This window comes from Streptomyces sp. NPDC048197 (assembly GCF_043202395.1).
Lineage (GTDB): Bacteria > Actinomycetota > Actinomycetes > Streptomycetales > Streptomycetaceae > Streptomyces > Streptomyces siderophoricus.
Genome location: NZ_JBIDAJ010000005.1, coordinates 19,088 through 37,481, shown reverse-complemented (window position 1 = coordinate 37,481; position 18,394 = coordinate 19,088). Strand labels below are relative to the sequence as shown.

Below are 18,394 nucleotides of genomic sequence, written 5' to 3'. Positions count from 1 at the left end.
TCGGTTCACCGCGGCCGCCTCTGCTCCCAGCCCTCGGCCCAGAGGTCGAAGCGTGCCTGCTGTTGCGGGAATTCGGCCGCGGCGTCCGGATCGAACTCGACGCCGAGCCCGGGCGCGTGCGACACCGCGAAGCAACCGGTCTCCGGATCCACGTACGGCGCGCCCCGCACCACCTTCGTGATCTCCGCGTCCGCGAAGTCGTTGAAGTGCTCCAGGACCTTGAAGTTCGGGGTGCAGGACGCGAGTTGGAGCGAGGCCGCGGTCAGGACCGAACCACCGACGTTGTGCGGGGCCACCAGCACGTAGTGCGTCTCGGCGGTCGCGGCGAGCTTGCGGGCTTCGAGAATGCCGCCGATGTGCCCGAGGTCCGGCTGGATGATGTCGGCGGCCTGCGTCTCGAACAGCTCCCGGAACTCGATCCGGTCGTGGATGCGTTCACCGGTGGCCACCGGCAGCTCCACCTTGTCCGCGACCTTCTTCAGCGCCTTGAGGTTCTCGGGCGGCACCGGCTCCTCCAGCCAGGCGGGCCGGAAGGGCGCCAGTTCGCGGGCGAGCCGGACCGCCGTGGCCGGGCTGAACCGGCCGTGCATCTCCAGCATCAGCTCGGTGTCCGGGCCGATGGCGTCCCGTACCGCCTCGATCAACGACACGGAGTAGAGGGTCTGTTGATGATCGAGCTCGAAATGGCCGGTCCCGAAGGGGTCGATCTTCAGGGCCCGATAGCCACGCGCCACCACGTCCTGAGCCGCCTTGTGGTACGCCTCGGGGGTGCGCTCGGTGGTGTACCAGCCGTTGGCGTACGCCATGACGCGATCGGTGACCCGGCCGCCGAGCAACTGCCACACCGGCACCCCGAGCGCCTTGCCCTTGATGTCCCAACAGGCCATCTCCACACAGGCGATCCCGGACATCACGATCTCGCCGGCCCGCCCGTAATCCCCGTACTTCATGCGCCGGACCAGGTCCTCGACCGCGAACGGATCCGATCCGCGGATGTGGTTGGCCTCCGCCTCCCGCAGATAGCCGAGCAGGGCATCGGTGCGGCCGAGCATCCTGGTCTCGCCGACCCCCGTCAGCCCCTCGTCGGTGTGGACGAGTACGTAGGTGAGATTACGCCAGGGGGTGCCGACGACGTGTGTGCTGATTCCCGTGATGCGCACGGCAATTGCCCCTCCATGTCGTTCGAAATTTCGTCACTCGTTCGAAATGGTGGCGTGACCGTAGTCAGGTCCCGACGGGGGTGTCAATGGGTTGCGCAGCGGCCGGTCCGTCCCCACCATTGCCCGCCGAACCCTGCTGTGCATAGCCTGCGTTCGGCATACCGGTCAGCGGCCGGCTCCTCGAACGAACGGGTGGTGAGGCACATGGGACGGCTGGTCCCCGCGGTGACCAGGGCGCTCGACATCCTTGAGCTGTTCCTCGAAGGCGACGGAACCCTCTCCGCGCCCGACATCACCCGCAAGCTGCGGCTGCCGCGCACCACCGTGCACGAGCTGGTCACCACCCTCACCGCCCGCTCGTACCTGGTGCCCGCTCCCGGTCGGCCCGGCTACTACCGGCTCGGCGTCCGCACCTACCAGCTCGGCAGCCGCTACGCGGAACAGCTCGACCTCGCCGCCGAAGGCCAGCAGGTGGCCCGCGAGGTGGCCGAGACCTGCGACGAGACCGTGCACGTCGCGATCCTGGAGGACCTCGACGTCATCTACATCGCCAAGGTCGACTCCATCCACGCCGTGCGCATGGTCTCGGCCGCCGGCCGCCGGCTCCCCGCCCACTGCACCGCGGTCGGCAAGATGCTGCTCGCCGCCCTCCCCGCCGACGAACTGGAGCTCCGCATCGAGGAAGCCGGCGAGCTCGACGCGATGACGCACCACAGCATCACCGACCCCGAGGCACTCCGCGCCGCGCTCGCCGTCGTCCGCGAGCGTGGCATCGCCATCGAGCACCGCGAGTCCAACCCGGACGTGAACTGCGTGGCCGCACCCGTACGGGACGGCACGGGCCGGGTCGTCGCCGCCCTGTCCATCTCCGTACCGGTGATCCGCTGGAGCGAGGAACGCGAGGCCGAGCTCGCGGAACTGGCCGCCAAGGGCGCGAGCGACCTGTCCGTGCGCCTGGGCCATCGCGGTGGCCACCGATGAGGGCCGAGGTCGCGGTCCGCGCTTCGGCCACGCTCGGTGAGGGGCCCACCTGGGACCCGGCGACGGACCGCCTGATCTGGGTGGACATCCTCGGCTCGCGCATCCACACCTACCATCCGGCCTCCGGCCGACGCACCGTAATGGCGACCGAGCAGCACGTCGGCGCGGCCAAACCGTGCGCGACCGGCGGCCTGGTGGTCAATCTGCGGGACGGTACCGCCCGCTACGACGCCGACGGGGCGTTCTCCTGGCTCGTCCGCGACCCCGTCCCCGGCCGCCGCGGCAACGACGCCGCCGTCGCCCCCGACGGCTCGCTGTGGGCGGGCACCATGCGCTACGACGAGGCCGCGGGCGGCGGCACGCTCACCCGCATTGCCCCCGACGGCAAGACACAGCTGATCTTCCCCTCCGTCACCGTCAGCAACGGCCTCGCCTGGAGCCCGGACGGCACCCGCCTCTACTACATCGACTCCCCGACCCGACGTATCGACGTCTGCCGCATGAACGGTCAACTCCCCGTGGAACGACGTCCGTTGGTGATCATCGAGCCCGACGCCGGCTACCCCGACGGCCTGACCGTCGACGCCGACGGCTGCCTCTGGGTCGCCCTCTGGGACGGCGGCCAGATCCGCCGCTACACCCCCCACGGCCACCTGGACCGCACCCTCCCGCTCCCCGTCCCCCGCCCCACCGCCTGCTGCTTCGGCGGCCCGTCGCTACGCGACCTGTTCATCACCACGGCCGGCTCCGGCGCCGCCCGCCCCCACCCCCTGGCGGGCTCCGTCCTGGTGATCCCGGAAGCGGGCCAGGGCATGCCGGGGGTCGCGTTCGGAGGCTGAACCGGCCGCCGGGAAGCCCGTCAGCGGTTCATCAGGACGAACACGCCCCACCCGAGATACTCGCGCTGGTACCTGGCGTACTGGGCGGGGGAGGCGGAGAGTTCCGCACGCAGCTCGTCGGCGAGCTCGTCGTCCGGGTGCGCGTCGAGCCAGCGGCGGATGTTGAGCCACTGCGCCGCGACGTAACGGTCCCAGCTGTCCTGGTCGGCCAGCACCATTTCCACGACGTCGCAGTCCAGGGCACCGAACTGCGCGAGCAGCTCCGGCAGCGGAAGGAAGTCGTCCCGGCGGGCGGCGTGGCAGCCCTCGACGGTCGTCTGGTCCGGGGGCTCGCGGCGCCAGTACGGCTCGCCGATCAGCATCATGCCGCCGGGGACGAGACTGCGCCGGAGGAGCTCGACGGTGCCGGGGACGCCCGGACCGATCCAGGTGGCGCCCAGGCAGGAGGCGATGCCGACCGGCTCGTCGGCGACATGGCCGGCCGCGTCCCCGTGGACGAAGCCGACCCGGTCCGCCACACCCAGCTCCTCGGCCCGGGCGCGGGCGGCGTCGAGGAAGACGGTACTGATGTCCACCCCCGTACCGGTCACCCCGTGGTCATGCGCCCAGGTGCACAGCAACTCACCCTTGCCGCAGGCCAGATCGAGCACCCGCGTGCCCGGCGACGGGCTGATCGCCCGCCCCAGGAGGGCCAGCTTCTCGCTCGTGAACGGATTGCAGAGGCGATGGCTGCTTTCGCGGATGGTGAAGCTACGGGGCAGATCCACTCGTGGGGGTCCTTCGACGGCCGAGGCGGGCAGGGCGCGCCGAAGGTACGGTCACGGGGACGGTCATGTCCATTCGATTTCCGCCTGCCAGGGACGGACCGGCTGCACCCCGTGCGGCCGCCTTGCCTCAGAGGCCGGGAGGAGCACTCGTTCCGGGTACCACGGCACTGTGGCCCGCCCGGACCGCCCGGAGTACGGCCCGGTGGAGCGCGCACAGGCCGCCCGGCGGGAGCGGGACCGGGCTGCCTTCGAGGTCGTAGCACTCCTCCGCGCCCGTGTACCGGATGGTGACGCGCGCCGTACCGTCGCCCCGGTCGGCGGTGGTGACGGTCAGGTCGCCGGTGATGACGCCGACCTGGACCGTCATCGCGCCGCCGGGGCCGGCGATGATCTCATCGGTGAGCGCGTCACCGTCGTGGGTGGTCATTGCCTGGGTGGTCACTCTTCGCAGGTGTCCAGCATCTCGTTGAGCTTGTCCTTCTCCGGCTCGGTGACGTTCAGTTGGTAGAGGTGCTTGATGTCGGTCCAGGCGCGGGCGTAGACGCACCAGTAGGCGTGCCGCGGCGGAGCCCACTGGTCCGGGGACTGGTCGCCCTTCTGCCGGTTGGAGGAGGCCGAGACCGCGATGAGCTGGGCGTGGACGAGGTCGTTGGCGAAGGTGCGGCGCCTCGGGGTGGCCCATTCATCGGCGCCGGAACGCCAGGCGTTGGCCAGCGGCACGATGTGGTCGATGTCGAGCTGACCCGACGTGGAGAAGACCTTGCTGTCGTATTCGCTGAACCAGGTCCCCGAAACGGCCCGGCACTTCTCGTCCTGCTGGACGTCGATGCCGTCCCGGGAGAGCACGACTTCGCGGGTGTCGCATTCGCCGTACTGTTTGATCCAGTGCGGGAATTTCGCGCGGCTGTATCCCTCCATCGAATGGGGTGTGTCGACATTCAGCTCGGCGAGTTCCTCGCGCGCCACGTCGGCGGGCGGGGGCTCCGGCAATTCCCGCGGAGAGGTGGGGAAAGCGGTGTCGGCGGGGTGGCTGACGGCGCTGGGACGGGCAGGTGAATGAGGGGCGGCAGCGGCGGTTGCGGTACCCGGTACTGCCGGGAAAATTGCGGTTGCGATGAGGGCGGTTGTCATGGCGACTCGGCGCCACCAGGCGTGGGTCATCACCCGGAAAGCATCACCGGGGAAACGATTTGCCATGCCGCAATTCACTCTTTGGTGGGGAATTCGGGGAATTGGCCCTCATGTCGAATTCGGGGCGAGGGCGCCTTCCTGCCGGAAGGGCAGCCACCTGCTCCCGATTCCACCACGGAACCCATACGCTGCCCGGAGCGAGCGCTACGGGATTCCTACTCTCCTGGAGGCCACACCCCATGACCGAGCTCCCCGAAGGCGGGCTGCCGCTGGCCGGCATCACCGTCGTCAGCGTCGAGCAGGCGGTGGCGGCCCCCTACGCCACCCGCCAGCTGGCCGATCTCGGCGCCCGCGTCATCAAGGTGGAACGCCCGGGCGGGGGCGACTTCGCCCGGCGCTACGACACCACGGTGCACGGCGAGTCCAGCTACTTCGTGTGGCTCAACCGGTCGAAGGAGTCCGTGACGCTCGACCTGAAGTCGGACCGCGGCCGGCAGGTCCTGGAGCAACTCCTGGGCGGCGCCGATGTGTTCGTGCAGAACCTGGCCCCCGGCGCGGCCGCCAGGATGGGCCTGGGGGCGGACGCCCTCGCCGAGCGCTTCCCGTCCCTCATCCGCTGCTCCGTCTCCGGCTACGGCACCAGCGGCCCGTGGGCCGGCCGCAAGGCGTACGACCTGCTGGTGCAGTGCCAGACGGGGCTGGTCTCCCTGACGGGCACCGCCGAGGAATCCGCGCGGGTCGGGGTCTCGATCGCCGATATCGCCGCCGGCATGTACGCCTACTCGGGCATCCTCACCGCGCTCTTCACCCGGGCCACCACCGGCGTCGCCCGCGCCGTGGAGGTCTCCCTGTTCGAGGCGCTGGCCGAGTGGATGGGGCAGCCCGCGTACTACACGCGTCACGGCGGCACCCAGCCCCCGCGCATCGGTACCCAGCACGCCACCATCGCCCCGTACGGGGCCTACACCGCGGCGGACGGCAAGGACGTCCTGTTCTCGATCCAGAACGAGCGGGAATGGGCCGCCCTGTGCGAGCAGTTCCTGCTTCGGCCCGGACTCGTCGACGATCCGCGCTTCGCCACCGGCTCCGACCGCGTGGCCCACCGCGACGAGCTGAACGCGATCGTGGCCGAGCGGTTCGACGAGCTGGACAGCGGCGAGGTGATGAAGCTGCTCGACGAGGCGGGCATCGCCAACGCCGGCGTCAACGACGTCCAGGAATTCCTGGCCCACCCCGTGCTCAGCGCCCGGAACCGCTGGCGCGACGTACGCCTCCCCGGAGGAACCCTGGTGCCCGCGCTGCTGCCCCCGGCGGACGTGACCGGCACCACCCCACGCATGGACCCGGTACCTGCCGTCGGCGAGCACACCGAGCGCGTCCTGACGGAACTGGGCTACCACACGGCCGACATCGCCGCCCTGCGGACCGACGGCGTCATCTGACGCCTGCCGCCCTCCACCACCGATCCAGGTGCGATCCCTGTCCCGCCCTGCCCTCCCTTCCCCTCCCCTCCCCTCCCCTCCCTTCAGCAAGGAGCGCCACAGCGTGAGCACCCTCGACGTCCTGTCCGAGGACGAGCAGCTCGTCGTCCGTACGGTGCGCGACTTCGTCGACAAGGAGGTGCGGCCCGTCGCCCGGGAACTGGAGCACGCCAACACCTACCCCGAGGCCCTGATCGCCCGGATGAAACGGCTCGGCATCTTCGGCCTGGCCATCCCCGCGGAATACGGCGGCACCCCGGTCTCCACCCCCTGTTTCGTGCTGGTCACCGAGGAACTCGCCCGCGGCTGGATGAGCCTGGCCGGTGCGATGGGCGGCCACACCGTCGTCGCCAAGCTGCTGCTCCACTACGGCACGGAGGAGCAGAAACGCCGCTATCTGCCGACCATGGCCACCGGCGAGACCCGGGCGACCATCGCCCTCACCGAGCCGAGCGGCGGCTCCGACCTCCAGGCCCTGCGTACGGTCGCCCGCAAGGACCCGGACGGCGGATACCTCATCAACGGGTCGAAGACCTGGATCACCAACTCCCGGCGGTCCGCGCTGATCGCCCTGCTGTGCAAGACCGACCCGGAGGCGGAGCCCGCGCACCGGGGCATCTCGATCCTGCTCGTCGAGCACGGACCCGGCCTGACGGTCTCGCGCGACCTGCCGAAACTCGGTTACAAGGGCGTCGAAAGCTGCGAGCTCTCCTTCGACGACCACCGGGCGCCGGCCGATGCCGTACTCGGCGGGACCGAGGGCAACGGCTTCACGCAGATGATGAAGGGCCTGGAGACCGGCCGCCTCCAGGTCGCCGCCCGCGCACTCGGGGTCGGCCGGGCGGCGCTGGAGGACGCCCTCGCCTACGCCCAGGAGCGCGAGTCGTTCGGGAAGCCGATCTGGCAGCACCAGTCGATCGGCAACTACCTCGCGGACATGGCCACGTCGCTGACCGCCGCCCGCCAGCTGACCCTGTACGCCGCCCGGGAGGCCGAGGCGGGCCGCCGGGTGGACATGGAGGCCGGTATGGCGAAGCTCTTCGCCTCCGAGACGGCCCTGCAGATCGCCCTCAACGCCGTCCGCATTCACGGCGGTTACGGCTACTCCACCGAATTTGACGTCGAGCGCTACTTCCGCGACGCGCCCCTGATGATCGTCGGCGAGGGCACCAACGAGATCCAGCGCAACGTGATCGCGAGCCAGCTCGTGAAACGCGGCGGCCTCGACAGGTGAAAGCCGAGCAGGTGAAGGCCGAGGAAGCCCCGCCGGGCCACCGGGGCCGGCATCCGCGTCTGCCCCTACCCGACCATCGTCTGGGTGCCCAGAACGGCGAGGAGTTCCAGCCTTTCGGCATCCTCGGTGCCGGGCTCGGCCGTGTAGATCATGATCCGCAGGTCGCTGCCGGCGACGCTCAGCAGGTCGCAGTCCAGCGTCATGGTGCCCACCTGCGGGTGGTCGATGGTCTTGCGCGACGCCTCATGCCGGCCGACGGCTCCCGAGTCCCACAATTCGGCGAACCGGTCACTGTGCGCGCGCAGTTCCGCGATCAGCTGCCCCAGCCGCTGGTCCGCCGGATACCGGCGCACGGCCGCCCGCAGGTCGGCGACCACAGCGGTCTCCAGCGCGCGCCGGGACTGCGTGGTGTGGCGGACCCGACCGCCCGACCCGAGGAACGCGCGCCAGGCGCCATTGCGCTCCCGGCCCTGCCGTTCGCCCATCAGCGCCGTGTACAGCGGGTTGGCCAGCAGCAGCGTCCACGACGCGTCGGAGACCGCGACCGGCGCCCCGGTCAGCCGGTCCAGCATCCGGTGCACGCTCGGCGTGATGTACGCGGGCACCGTGCCCTGACCCGGCGGCACCAGCCCGGCGACGTGGAACAGATGCTCGCGCTCGGCTCCGGACAACCGCAGGGCCCGCCCCAGAGCCTCGACGACCTGTTCCGAGGGGTGGGTCGCCCGGCCCTGTTCCAGCCGGGTGACGTAGTCGACCGAGATCCCGGCCAGCATCGCCAGCTCCTCACGGCGCAGCCCGGCCGCGCGCCGATGCCCGCCGCCGGGCAGCCCGGCCGCCTCCGGGGAGGCGCGGTCGCGCCAGCGCCGCACCGTCCGCCCGAACTCCGTACTCGCCATGCCCCCACTGTGCACCGCGCCACCCGGTTCGTCCTGGTACTGACAGTCCCAGGAAGACGGGACGCCTGGCTGATCGCCGCCCCGCCGCCGCAGCCTGGCGTCATGACGACCACACTCATCACCGGAGCGAACAAAGGCCTCGGCTTCGAGACCGCCCGCCGCCTCGTCGCCGCAGGTCACACCGTCTACGTCGGCAGCCGGGACGCCGCCCGCGGCCGCCGGGCCGCCGAACGGCTGGGCGCGCGGACCGTCCAGCTCGACGTCACCGACGACGGGTCCGTGGCGGCCGCGGCCCGGACCGTCGAGGCCGAGGGAGGGCTGGACGTACTGATCAACAACGCGGGCATCGAGACCCGGGACGCCGACAACAACGTGCCCGGTGCCGTGGAGATCACCGCCGACGTGATGCGGCAGACCTTCGACACGAACGTCTTTGGCACGGTGCGCGTCACCCATGCGTTCCTCCCGCTGCTGCGCCGCTCACCGGCCCCGGTCATCGTCAACGTCAGCAGCGGCCTGGCCTCCCTTACCCGGGTCAGCGACCCGAGCAGCCCTGCGTACGGTTACCCGGGCGTCGCCTACCCGACGTCGAAAGCCGCGGTCAACATGATCACCATCCAGTTCGCGAAGGCGTTCCCGGACATGCGGATCAACGCGGTCGAGCCCGGCTTCACCAAGACCGACCTGAACGGCAACACCGGCACCCAGAGCGTGGCACAGGGCGCCGAGATCATCGTGCGCATGGCCCAGGCGGCCTCCGACGGCCCCACCGGCGGCTACTTCGACGCGGAGGGCACGCTGCCCTGGTGAGTGAGGTCCGACACGCCATCTCCCTTACGCCACCGCGTACTTGACCTTCCTTCCGTAAGGTTGCCGTTGCCGTACCACTGACTTCTTCCCATGGAGGATCGATGACAGCGGAGAGTCTCAGCCGCTTAACCTCTCGCGTGGCGCAGTTCGTGCTCCACGGGCGCCGGCCCCGGCTCGACCACCCCGACTCCCACCGCGCCGCCCGGCCCAACCAGCACGCGGGCTTGATCGACCACTACCGTCCTTCCTCCCCGACAGGAGGCGGCGGCCTGCAGGGACCGCTCTGACGGCCGGCCGCCCTTCGGCCCGTTCGACCGGGGGCGCGGGCCGTGTTGCTGCCGGCCCGCGCTCTCGGCTTCGATGACCGGATGATGCGCCACACGACAGCAGCAACCCCACGAGCCGCGAAGACACCCGGCAGATTCGCCGGCGGCTGTCTGACCGTGGGACTGCTCTTGCTCAGCGCCCTGCTGATCCTGGTGAGCTTCGCGGCCACCACCGAGATCGACTCACCCGACGCCTTCCCGGGGATCAAGGACAACCGCAGCGGCCTCGTGCTGCTGATCCTGATCCTCGGGCTGGCCGCGCTGCTCGGAGCAGCGGCGACCGCTCTGCGCATCTCCCGCAAAGCGCTGCCCACCGCCGCGGCCGGCCTGGCGTGCGCCCTCCTGCTCGCCGCGGCCGGCCATCGCGCCTACACCCTCGCCCCGATGCTCAAGTGCTGGGGCCACGAGTCCCTGGCCCACCACCCGGACGACTCCTACAGCTGCCACGACCGCAGGATGTGACCGCGTAGGCCGCGTCGCGCTCACCCCCTCAACTCAACGACGCTTGACCCTCCTGTAACCGGAGGCCCTACGGTCCGAGACATGAAGATTCTTGTTCACGACACCGCGTCCGCCATGATCGATCTCCTGCAGCGGCCGCTGGAGGAGCGGCCCGATGCGCTGCGGGAGATGCTCGGTCCGCTGCAGGAAGTGCTGGCTTCCGTCATGGGGGACGTGGATGTGGTGCAGATGCACAGCGCAATGAACAGTGGGTTCCGGCTCGATCGGGAGGATGCGCGGTATCTGCCCGCCGTGCGGCAGATGCGGGACGCGGGGGTGTGGGAGCGGATCGAGGAGTCGCTCACCGCGGCATGGCAGGAGATCAGCGGGGCGGCACCCGGGACCAAGCACGCAGAGACCCTGCATGTCCTCCTGGTGCTGGGCAATCCCGATGATGAACACCTGACGGTGCGGAGCGGCGGCTACTTCGGGATGGGAGGGTTTCCGGGGGCGATCCAGCTGGTGATGTGGCCCACCGAGACGAGCCTGCAGAAGATCGGTCACGCTGCCGCACATGAGCTCCACCACAATGTGCGGTACGCGAACGTGGTCTGGGACCCGATGACCGTCACGGTCGGGGAGCATGTCGTCGCCGAGGGGCTGGCCGAGGCGTTCGTGCGGGAGTTGGCCGGGGAGGAGGCCATGGGCCCGTGGGCGACGGCGCTGAGCGGTGCAGGGCTGGACCGGGCGTACGAGAAGATCACTGCCGATATCGACGTCGCGGGGATGCAGAACCTGACCGGATATGTGCTGGGCGATGCCACGGCGCGGCTGTTGGGGCAACCCACCGTGGGACTGCCGGACTTCGCCGGGTACGGGGTCGGACTGCGGATCGCGGAGGCGCACCGGGCGGCTTCCGGCCTGACCGCCGCCCAGAGCGTCGCCCTGCCGGCGCGTGAGGTACTTCGCAACGCGGGAGTGGCGACCAGTGCGTGAGCGTGGAGCGGAGTAGCGGAGTGGAGTAGGGGAGAGGAGTAGAGGAGTGGTGGCGGCCGGGGGCCGGGCGCGGCACAATTCCGGCCGTGAAGATCACCGTTACCGCGCGCGAACTCAACCGGGCCACTCTGCGCCGCCAACTGCTGCTTGAACGGCAGGCGTTGGATGTCGTGGAGGTCATTCGCCGGGTCGTCGCGTTGCAGGCCCAGCACGCGGCTTCGCCGTATCTCGCGTTGTGGAACCGGATCGACGGTTTCAAGGCGGAGCAGGCGGATCACGCGTTCGCCCGGGGTGCGGCCGTCAAGGCGACCCTGCTGCGGATGACCTTGCATGCGGTCCACGCCGATGACTACCGGCTCTTCCGCGAGGCGATGCAGCCGACGCTGTATGCCGCGCGGCTCGGCTACCACTTCGCCGCCACGGGACTCACGCCCGCAGAGGGCGAGGCTCTGGTGCCGGAGGTGTTGAAGTTCGCCGATCAGGCCCGCACCGCCGCCGAGATGGAGACCTGGGTGGAGCAGCAGGTGGGGGCGGAGCGGAAGGCGGGGGCGTGGTGGGGGCTGCGGGCCTACGCACCGCTGCTGCACGTCCCGACGGGCGGGCCGTGGTCGTTCGGCACCCGGCCGTCGTACGTCGCGGCGCGCACCGGGCCCGTACTCACGGGCCGGGAGACGAGGACGGAAGCACTGACCACCCTGGTCCTGCGCTATCTCGCGGGGTTCGGGCCGGCGTCGGTGGCGGACGTGGCGCAGTTCGCCACGGTCCAGCGCACGCCGGTCCGCCAGGTGCTCACGGCTCTCGACACCCTCGACGGGGCCGTCGAGAGGCTCGAAGGTGCCGACGGCACCGCACTGTTCGACCTCCCCGGCGCCCCGCGCCCCTCCGCGGACACGCCGGCCCCGCCCCGGCTGATGGCGATGTGGGACAGCGTCCTGCTCGCCTACGCCGACCGCAGCCGCGTGATACCCCCGGCCTACCGCGGGCTGGTCATCCGCACCAACGGCGACGTGCTGCCGACATTGCTGGTCGACGGGTATGTCGCCGGTGTGTGGCGCCCGGTCGACGGAGGCATAGAAGCGACGGCGTTCCATGCCCTCCCGCCCGCAGCATGGGACGGGCTTGCCGCGGAGGCACGCTCGTTGACGGCTCTGCTGGCTGACCGCGACACCGCGGTCTATCGCCGGTTCGACCATTGGTGGGCCAAGCTCGCGCTGCCCGGTGAGGCTGAGGTACGGGTGTTTCCGGGATAGGGGGGCCGGAGGGCGATTCCTAGGCGTTCGACCGGGACGTTGTGTGGGCCAGGTGATGGGCGGCCGACTCCGCGAGGGTGCGGAGCGCGGGGTGCCAGGGGCGGGCCTGCGGGCCGGTCAGTACGAGGCGGCGCGAGGTCTCGGGCGCCAGCGGCAGCAGGACCAGGTCCGGGGGGACGAAGGCGCGGGAGACTTCGGAAAGGATCGTCACGCCGATGCCGGCCTGCACCATGCTGATCAGGGTCGCCAGGTCCCGTACCCGGTGAGTGGGGTCGAAGCGCAGCCCGGCCAGTCGGTGGATCGTACGGATGCGGGCCTCGCACCCGTTGGGTGAGATCAGGAACGGGTCGTCCTCCAGGTCGCGGATGTCCACGGCCGGCTCGCCCGCCAGGGGGTGGTCCCGGGGCAACAGGGCCCGGTAACCGTCCACGGCGAGCTGGACGCCGGGCCCGGGCGCCGGATCGATCAGGACGGCGGCATCGGCCGTTCCGTCGTCCAGCCAGGTGGTGACCTCGGCGCTGTCCCCCTCGAAGACCCGGACGGTGATACGCGGTTGGTCCTCGCGCCAGTGCCGGAGCAGGCGGGGGACCAGCCCCTGGCAGACCGTTGGCGTGGCGGCCAGCCGGACGATGCCGGACATGGCCTCGGTGGCACTGGCCGCGATCTCTTCCACGGACCGGGCAGCGGACACCGCGAGGCGGGCGTGCGGCAGGACCCGTTCGCCGAGCGCGGTGGTACGGGCGGGGGTGGCCCGGACCAGCAGCGGGGCGGACAGTTCGCGTTCGAGGGAGGCGACGGCGTGCGACACCGCCGATTGGCTCAGGCCCAGCTCGGCGGCGGCCGCACCGAAGCCGCCGGCGTCCACGACGGCGAGGAAGGCCCGCAGTTGGGGAAGGTTCACGGTCATGCGTCGGCCTCATATGCGTATGACAGCTATGCGTTGGATCTATCGTGCCAGGTCGGGGACGCTGGCTGGGCGTTGCACCGGCGCCGGCAACGAGCCGCGCACCGGGCGCAGAGCACCTGGCCACCGAGCCCACGCAAAGCAGAGAGGCATGCCATGCCGTACTTCCGGGTCACCGTTCCCGACCCCGACCTTCCGTCCGACGTCCAGCGCGCCCTCGCCGAGGGACTGACCCAGCTGGCGGTCTCGGTCCTGAACAAATCCAGCGCGCGCACCATCGTGCAGATCAACCTGGTTCCGGCCGGCAGCTATTTCGTCGACGGCAAGCCGCTGAGTGGCCACCGTGACGCACATGTGGAGGGCAGTCTCACCCTGGGCACCAACAGTGCCGCGGAGAAGGCCGACTTCATTGCCCGGGCCGGTGAACTGCTGTCGGAGCTCCTCGGCCCCCTGCCCCGGGCCGGCGTCGCGCTGCACGAACTGCACCCCGAGAGCTACGGCTACAACAAAGTCACGCAATTCGACTTCTACCGCCGGCCGGCAGGTACGTAGCCGGCCCCGGTGCCCGGTCAGGGCAGCGGCATGAGCCGGTAGAGGACGGTGGCGACCAGGTCCCGGGCGTACTGCGGGTCGAGGAGGCCCGGGCGGAAGAGGATGCGGTACATCAGGGGCGCCACGACATGGTCCATCACGGTGTCGGTGTCCGGTACGTGTTCACCACGCTGCGCGGCCCGGGTGAGGATGGTGTCGACCTGGTCGACGGCGTAGGCGGAGCACTGCCCGGAGTTGCTGCCGTCCGGATCACCGGCCAGGGTGTCGTGGATGTACGAGCGGCCCGCCGGCGACGACATCTCTTCGAGGAACGCGGCGGCCCAGTGCTCCAGGTCCGCGCGGAGGTTCCCGTGGTCGGCCGGCGGCGCCTCGGGCCGCAGCCGCTCCACCGCCACGTCCGACAGCAGTTCCTGGAGGTCTCCCCAGCGGCGGTAGAGGGTCGACGGGGTGACGCCGGCCCGCGCGGCGATCTGGGGGATGGTGAGGTCGCCGCGCCCCTGCTCGGCCTGGAGTTCGCGCACCGCTGCGTGCACGGACTGCTGTACGCGGGCACTACGGCCTCCAGGCCGGGCAGCTGGTTTGGGACTCATGCCCTCAGCTTAACGCAAAATCGTTGCATCAGCGGGCGGGGTGGACTGGGAAACGGGTGTGGGGGCGGAGGCGGTCGTCCGCTGACCAGCTGCCCGGCCGAAGAGGGTGACGGGCGGGTACGCCGTCTCGTAGGCGCGTCCGGCACGCAGCAGCGTGGCCTCGCCGAGCGCCCGGCCGATGAGCTGCATGCCGATGGGCAGCCCCGCGCCGTCCAGCCCGACGGGCAGGGAGAGCGACGGCAGACCCGTGAGGTTCGCCGGGGCCGACAGCCGGACGTACGCGTCGGACACGCTCTCGCTGACGTACGGGCCGGGCATGCCCGCGTGGGTGTCCGGACGCGGCAGATCCTCGCGGGCGTCCGCGTCAGGTTCGCTCCCGGTCCCTCCGGTGGCCGGCCAGCCGACCTCCTGCTGGTCACGGTGGACGGCCGTGCAGGGCACGGTCGGTGCGGCGATGATGTCGACCTCCTCGAACAGCCGCACCCAGGCCCGCTGCATCAGGGCGCGGGCCCGCTGGGCGCGCAGGTAGTCGGTCGCCGGCACCAGCCCACCGGCCTCCAGCAGCACGCGGACGTCGGGCCCGTACAGCTCCGGGGACGTACGCAGGGTCTGTTCGTGCGAGGCGGTGGCCTCGGGAACCATGACGCCCCACTGGGTGGCCTGGACATACTCCGTCATCGGGATGTCGATCTCCACCAACTCGGCGCCAAGTGCGGCGAGTTGACCGATGGCCCGGCGGACGGCCGCCGCGACCTCGGGTGCGACGCGATCGAAGTAGTAGTTGCGGGGGACGGCGACGCGCAGGCCGGCCAGACTTTCGTGCGTGCGGGAGGGCCCCTCCGCGGGGTGCTGACCGGTGAGGGCGGCTAGTACGAGTTCCGCGTCGCGCACCGTGCGGGTGATCGGGCCGACGTGATCCAGGGACCAGGACAGCGGCGTGACGCCGTCCACGGGTACGAGCCCGTAGGTGGGCTTGAGCCCCACGACGCCGTTCAGGGCGGAGGGGACGCGGATCGAGCCGCCGGTGTCCGTCCCCAGGGCGAAGGTCGCCTCACCTGCCGCGACCGCCACCGCCGAGCCGCCGCTGGAGCCGCCGGCCACCCGGTCGGCGGCCCAGGCGTTCCGGGTCTGAGGGGTCGTCAGGCCGTAGGCGAATTCATGGGTGTGGGTCTTGCCCAGCAATACCGCCCCGGCGCTTCGGAGGCGTGCCGCGACGGCGCTGTCCTTGAGGGCCGTGTGGTGCGCGCGCACCCGGGAACTGGCCGTGGTCGGCAGCCCGGCGGCGTCGATGAGGTCCTTCAAGGTCATCGGGATTCCGTGCAGCGGTCCGCGGAGCCGACCCGCCGCGATGTCCCGTTCTGCCTGCGCGGCGGCCTTCCGGGCCTCGTCCGCGCATACGGTGACGTAGGCCCCGAGACCGCCCTCCACCTCCGCGATGCGCTCCAGGACCGAGTCGGTCAGTTCCACCGGCGAGAGCTCACGAGCGGCGATCGCCTGCGCCGCGTCGGCGAGCGACAGTTCATACGGCAAGCGCATCTGCCTGCTCCTCTCCTGTGGTGCGCGCCGTGAGGCGGCCGAGGGGTGGCTGCGCGACGGCTGGGGCCGCGTCCAACAGGTCCAGTTCGCGGAGCGGACGCAGGACGTGCTGGATGTGGTTGGCCGTGGCCGCTATCACGTCGAGCCGCCCGGGTTCCACGGGCAGGCCCGCCCGCAGAGCCCAACGGGCCGCCTCCTGCGGGGAGAGATCTTCGGTGGTCATTGCGGAACGTTCCTTCCTGCATTGTGCGTGTGTATCGGTGTGCGTGTGTACGGGGTGCGAGTGCGGGTGGGGTGAGTCGGTGCCGGCGCGGTCACCGCTAACGCTGAATATTTGCGTTAGTGGACCGTACGGCATAGCGTGCCACTAACGCAAAGAAACTGCTTTAGGTGCAGAGGGTCGAGGAGAGAAGCCATGCATCAGTTCACGCCACCCCCGCACGTCGTCGTCCAGGGATCCGGGCCGACCTGGGCCGTCGGCGATCTGCTGGTGCACCGCGTCGACGAGACGGAACTCCCGCCGCCGACCGGTGCCTGGCTGCTGCCCGAGGCCACTCCCGACGTGGTGGGTGACGCCCGCTGGCTGCGGCCCGAATTCGCCACGTCCGACGGTGCGTTGCGGCTGGCCAGCCACAGCTTCGCCGTCGAGGCGAACGGCCTGCGGGTGCTGGTCGACACCGGCATCGGCAACGGCAAGACCCGCGCCAACCCGGCCTTCGACCACCTGGACACCCCCTATCTCCGGCGACTCACTGCGGCGGGCTTCGCGCCCGAAAGTGTCGACCTGGTCATCCTGACGCATCTGCACACCGATCATGTCGGCTGGAACACCGTTGACCGAAAGGGGAGTTGGGTGCCCACCTTCCCCAACGCCCGATATCTGGTCGCGCGCACCGAGTGGGACTACTGGGCCGGCGTCGAGATGGACGAGCCGCGCCGGCAGCTGTTCCGGGACTCGGTGCACCCGGTGCGGGATGCCGGGCTGCTCGACCTGGTCGACGTCCCGGACACCGGCAGCGAAGTGGCCCCCGGCATTCGCCTGCGGCCCACCCCCGGCCATACGCCCGGCCAGGTCGCGGTGGAACTCCACAGTGGCGCCCGCTCGGCCGTCATCACCGGCGACTGCGTCCACCACCCCGTGCAGCTGCACCGACCGGGCATCACCAGCTGCGTGGACATCGACTCCGCCCAGGCCATCCACAGCCGCCGAGAACTGATCGCCTCGCTCGCCGACACGGAAACGCTGCTCCTCGGCAGCCACTTCCCGCCGCCGACCGCCGGCCTCGTCACCACGGAGGCAGGCACTTACCGGCTCCGTCCCGTCCCCGGGGTCTCCTCCTGACGGGAGGTCCGGGCGCGAAGCGAAGGAGATCCGGGGAGAGGCGGAGGGTGGGAGTATCGCGCCCACTCTCCGGGGTCGTGCCCACCCGGCTTCCGTCCTAGCCTCGATGCCATGGAGATCGAAACGGAGAACCTCCTCGGGCGATTCCTGCGGGCCCGCCGCGAGTTGCTCCGGCCCGAGGACCTGGGTCTACCGGTCGGCGCCCGCCGTCGTGTGGCCGGGCTGCGACGTGCGGAGGTGGCGCGGCTCGCCGGTGTGAGCACCGACTACTACGTACGGCTGGAACAGGGCCGAGAGTGTCATCCCTCTGCCCAGGTGCTCGACGCACTGGCCCGGGCCCTGGAACTGGAGGACGACGCGGCCGCGCACCTGCACCGGCTCGCCCACCCCTCCTCCGTCCGACGCCGCCGGCCCGCCCGGCGCGGGCAGGTCAGCCCCCACCTGCTGCGCATGATGGCGGCCTGGCCGCACACCCCCGCCGTGGTCCTGGACCACTGCCTGACCGTTCTGGCCGCCAACCCACTGGGGGAGGCCCTGTTCGACGGCCACACCTACAGCGATGACCTGGTCCGGCTCGTCTTCCTCGACCCGGACGCCCGCGACCTCTATCCCGACTGGGACCAGGTGGCGGCCAACACGGTCGCCGGTCTGCGCGCGGCCGTCGACACCGCATACGACGACCCCCGCCTCATCGAGGTGGTCGGCGAACTGTCGGTCAAGAACGAGACCTTCCGACGCCTCTGGGCCCGCCACGACATCCGCCGGAAGACCCACGAGACCAAACGCTTCCACCACCCCCTGGTCGGCGAACTCGCCCTGCACTACGAGTCGTTAACCGTGAACAGTGCCCCCGGCCAGCAACTGGTCGTCTACCAGGCCGCCCCGGCCAGCCGCTCCGAGGAGGCCCTCTCCTTGCTGGGCAGCCTCACCGCTGCTTCCGCCGCCACCGAGGGCGTGGCCGATCCCGCCGTCGAGCCGGTGGCCGAACCGGCCGTCCAGTCCGTGACCGAACCGGCTGTCGACGTGGATCCGCGCACGCGCTGATTCCAGTTCCTCCCGCGCATCGGCCCTTGATGACTGCTGTGGCCGATGCGCCCTGTCGTCGTGCCCTCACCAACCCACCCACCGCTCCACCGCACCCCCCGTTCAGGAGAACGC

21 protein-coding genes are annotated in these 18,394 nt (G+C 70.8%); 12 read left to right on the top strand and 9 right to left on the bottom strand.

Annotation, left to right across the window (positions count from 1 at the left end; translation table 11 throughout):
* Positions 1-5 precede the first annotated feature (5 nt).
* On the bottom strand, positions 6-1,160 hold the full coding sequence (locus ACGF4C_RS09065; RefSeq protein WP_393564594.1) for a mandelate racemase/muconate lactonizing enzyme family protein: 1,155 nt from the start codon (positions 1,158-1,160) through the stop codon (positions 6-8).
* Positions 1,161-1,364: 204 nt separating this feature from the next.
* Between ACGF4C_RS09065 and ACGF4C_RS09060 the strand changes: the two genes are divergently transcribed.
* Together ACGF4C_RS09060 and ACGF4C_RS09055 are read left to right on the top strand one after the other, a co-directional pair.
* Positions 1,365-2,141, top strand: coding sequence for an IclR family transcriptional regulator (locus tag ACGF4C_RS09060; protein ID WP_393564592.1), 777 nt, complete (start codon positions 1,365-1,367; stop codon positions 2,139-2,141).
* Positions 2,138-2,980, top strand: coding sequence for an SMP-30/gluconolactonase/LRE family protein (locus tag ACGF4C_RS09055; protein WP_393564591.1), 843 nt, complete (start codon positions 2,138-2,140; stop codon positions 2,978-2,980). Before ACGF4C_RS09060 ends, ACGF4C_RS09055 begins: the two co-directional genes overlap by 4 nt.
* Positions 2,981-3,000: 20 nt before the next feature.
* Here ACGF4C_RS09055 and ACGF4C_RS09050 read toward each other — a convergent pair whose 3' ends face one another.
* The 3 genes from ACGF4C_RS09050 to ACGF4C_RS09040 form a co-directional block, all read right to left on the bottom strand.
* Positions 3,001-3,747, bottom strand: coding sequence for an SAM-dependent methyltransferase (locus tag ACGF4C_RS09050; protein WP_393564589.1), 747 nt, complete (start codon positions 3,745-3,747; stop codon positions 3,001-3,003).
* A gap of 127 nt (positions 3,748-3,874) precedes the next feature.
* Entirely contained in the window at positions 3,875-4,174 is a 300-nt protein-coding gene (locus tag ACGF4C_RS09045) for a hypothetical protein (RefSeq protein ID WP_393564587.1), read from the bottom strand.
* 11 nt (positions 4,175-4,185) lie between these two features.
* On the bottom strand, positions 4,186-4,911 hold the full coding sequence (locus ACGF4C_RS09040; RefSeq protein WP_393565000.1) for an HNH endonuclease family protein: 726 nt from the start codon (positions 4,909-4,911) through the stop codon (positions 4,186-4,188).
* Positions 4,912-5,117: 206 nt separating this feature from the next.
* On the opposite strand from ACGF4C_RS09040, the gene ACGF4C_RS09035 reads away from it, so the two are divergent.
* Complete coding sequence (locus ACGF4C_RS09035; protein WP_393564586.1) at positions 5,118-6,320, top strand: CaiB/BaiF CoA transferase family protein; 1,203 nt, start codon at positions 5,118-5,120, stop codon at positions 6,318-6,320.
* Positions 6,321-6,423: 103 nt separating this feature from the next.
* A complete protein-coding gene (locus tag ACGF4C_RS09030; RefSeq protein ID WP_393564584.1) occupies positions 6,424-7,593 on the top strand; it encodes an acyl-CoA dehydrogenase family protein in 1,170 nt (389 codons plus the stop codon).
* Between the two features lie 65 nt (positions 7,594-7,658).
* Here ACGF4C_RS09030 and ACGF4C_RS09025 read toward each other — a convergent pair whose 3' ends face one another.
* Complete coding sequence (locus tag ACGF4C_RS09025) at positions 7,659-8,489, bottom strand: helix-turn-helix transcriptional regulator (protein WP_393564583.1); 831 nt, start codon at positions 8,487-8,489, stop codon at positions 7,659-7,661.
* Between the two features lie 102 nt (positions 8,490-8,591).
* Here ACGF4C_RS09025 and ACGF4C_RS09020 point away from each other — a divergent pair, with 102 nt between their 5' ends.
* The 5 genes from ACGF4C_RS09020 to ACGF4C_RS09000 all read left to right on the top strand — a co-directional run bounded on the left by ACGF4C_RS09020 (position 8,592) and on the right by ACGF4C_RS09000 (position 12,312).
* Entirely contained in the window at positions 8,592-9,299 is a 708-nt protein-coding gene (locus ACGF4C_RS09020; RefSeq protein WP_393564581.1) for an SDR family NAD(P)-dependent oxidoreductase, read from the top strand.
* A gap of 137 nt (positions 9,300-9,436) precedes the next feature.
* Positions 9,437-9,586: a hypothetical protein gene (locus ACGF4C_RS09015; protein ID WP_158744938.1), complete on the top strand. Its 150-nt coding sequence runs from the start codon at positions 9,437-9,439 to the stop codon at positions 9,584-9,586.
* A gap of 81 nt (positions 9,587-9,667) precedes the next feature.
* Positions 9,668-10,087 carry a hypothetical protein gene (locus ACGF4C_RS09010; RefSeq protein WP_393564579.1) on the top strand — a complete coding sequence of 140 codons (420 nt, stop codon included), beginning with the start codon at positions 9,668-9,670 and terminating at the stop codon, positions 10,085-10,087.
* 81 nt (positions 10,088-10,168) lie between these two features.
* On the top strand, positions 10,169-11,062 hold the full coding sequence (locus tag ACGF4C_RS09005; RefSeq protein ID WP_393564577.1) for a DUF2268 domain-containing protein: 894 nt from the start codon (positions 10,169-10,171) through the stop codon (positions 11,060-11,062).
* A 92-nt stretch (positions 11,063-11,154) separates the two neighbouring features.
* Positions 11,155-12,312, top strand: a complete 1,158-nt coding sequence (locus ACGF4C_RS09000) for a winged helix DNA-binding domain-containing protein (RefSeq protein ID WP_393564998.1) — start codon at positions 11,155-11,157, stop codon at positions 12,310-12,312.
* Between the two features lie 19 nt (positions 12,313-12,331).
* Here ACGF4C_RS09000 and ACGF4C_RS08995 read toward each other — a convergent pair whose 3' ends face one another.
* Entirely contained in the window at positions 12,332-13,219 is an 888-nt protein-coding gene (locus ACGF4C_RS08995; protein ID WP_393564576.1) for a LysR family transcriptional regulator, read from the bottom strand.
* Positions 13,220-13,372: 153 nt separating this feature from the next.
* On the opposite strand from ACGF4C_RS08995, the gene ACGF4C_RS08990 reads away from it, so the two are divergent.
* Entirely contained in the window at positions 13,373-13,768 is a 396-nt protein-coding gene (locus tag ACGF4C_RS08990) for a 4-oxalocrotonate tautomerase family protein (protein ID WP_393564574.1), read from the top strand.
* Between the two features lie 17 nt (positions 13,769-13,785).
* Here ACGF4C_RS08990 and ACGF4C_RS08985 read toward each other — a convergent pair whose 3' ends face one another.
* From ACGF4C_RS08985 to ACGF4C_RS08975, 3 genes are read right to left on the bottom strand one after another with little or no spacing between them, the layout of a single operon-like run.
* Positions 13,786-14,358, bottom strand: coding sequence for a TetR/AcrR family transcriptional regulator (locus tag ACGF4C_RS08985; protein WP_393564572.1), 573 nt, complete (start codon positions 14,356-14,358; stop codon positions 13,786-13,788).
* 9 nt (positions 14,359-14,367) lie between these two features.
* Positions 14,368-15,894 carry an amidase gene (locus tag ACGF4C_RS08980; RefSeq protein ID WP_393564570.1) on the bottom strand — a complete coding sequence of 509 codons (1,527 nt, stop codon included), beginning with the start codon at positions 15,892-15,894 and terminating at the stop codon, positions 14,368-14,370.
* Positions 15,878-16,117, bottom strand: a complete 240-nt coding sequence (locus tag ACGF4C_RS08975; protein ID WP_393564568.1) for a hypothetical protein — start codon at positions 16,115-16,117, stop codon at positions 15,878-15,880. The genes ACGF4C_RS08980 and ACGF4C_RS08975 overlap by 17 nt, the downstream gene beginning before the upstream one ends.
* Before the next feature lie 192 nt (positions 16,118-16,309).
* On the opposite strand from ACGF4C_RS08975, the gene ACGF4C_RS08970 reads away from it, so the two are divergent.
* Complete coding sequence (locus ACGF4C_RS08970) at positions 16,310-17,236, top strand: MBL fold metallo-hydrolase (protein WP_393564566.1); 927 nt, start codon at positions 16,310-16,312, stop codon at positions 17,234-17,236.
* 111 nt (positions 17,237-17,347) lie between these two features.
* Positions 17,348-18,280 carry a helix-turn-helix transcriptional regulator gene (locus ACGF4C_RS08965; RefSeq protein ID WP_393564564.1) on the top strand — a complete coding sequence of 311 codons (933 nt, stop codon included), beginning with the start codon at positions 17,348-17,350 and terminating at the stop codon, positions 18,278-18,280.
* Positions 18,281-18,394: the final 114 nt, after the last annotated feature.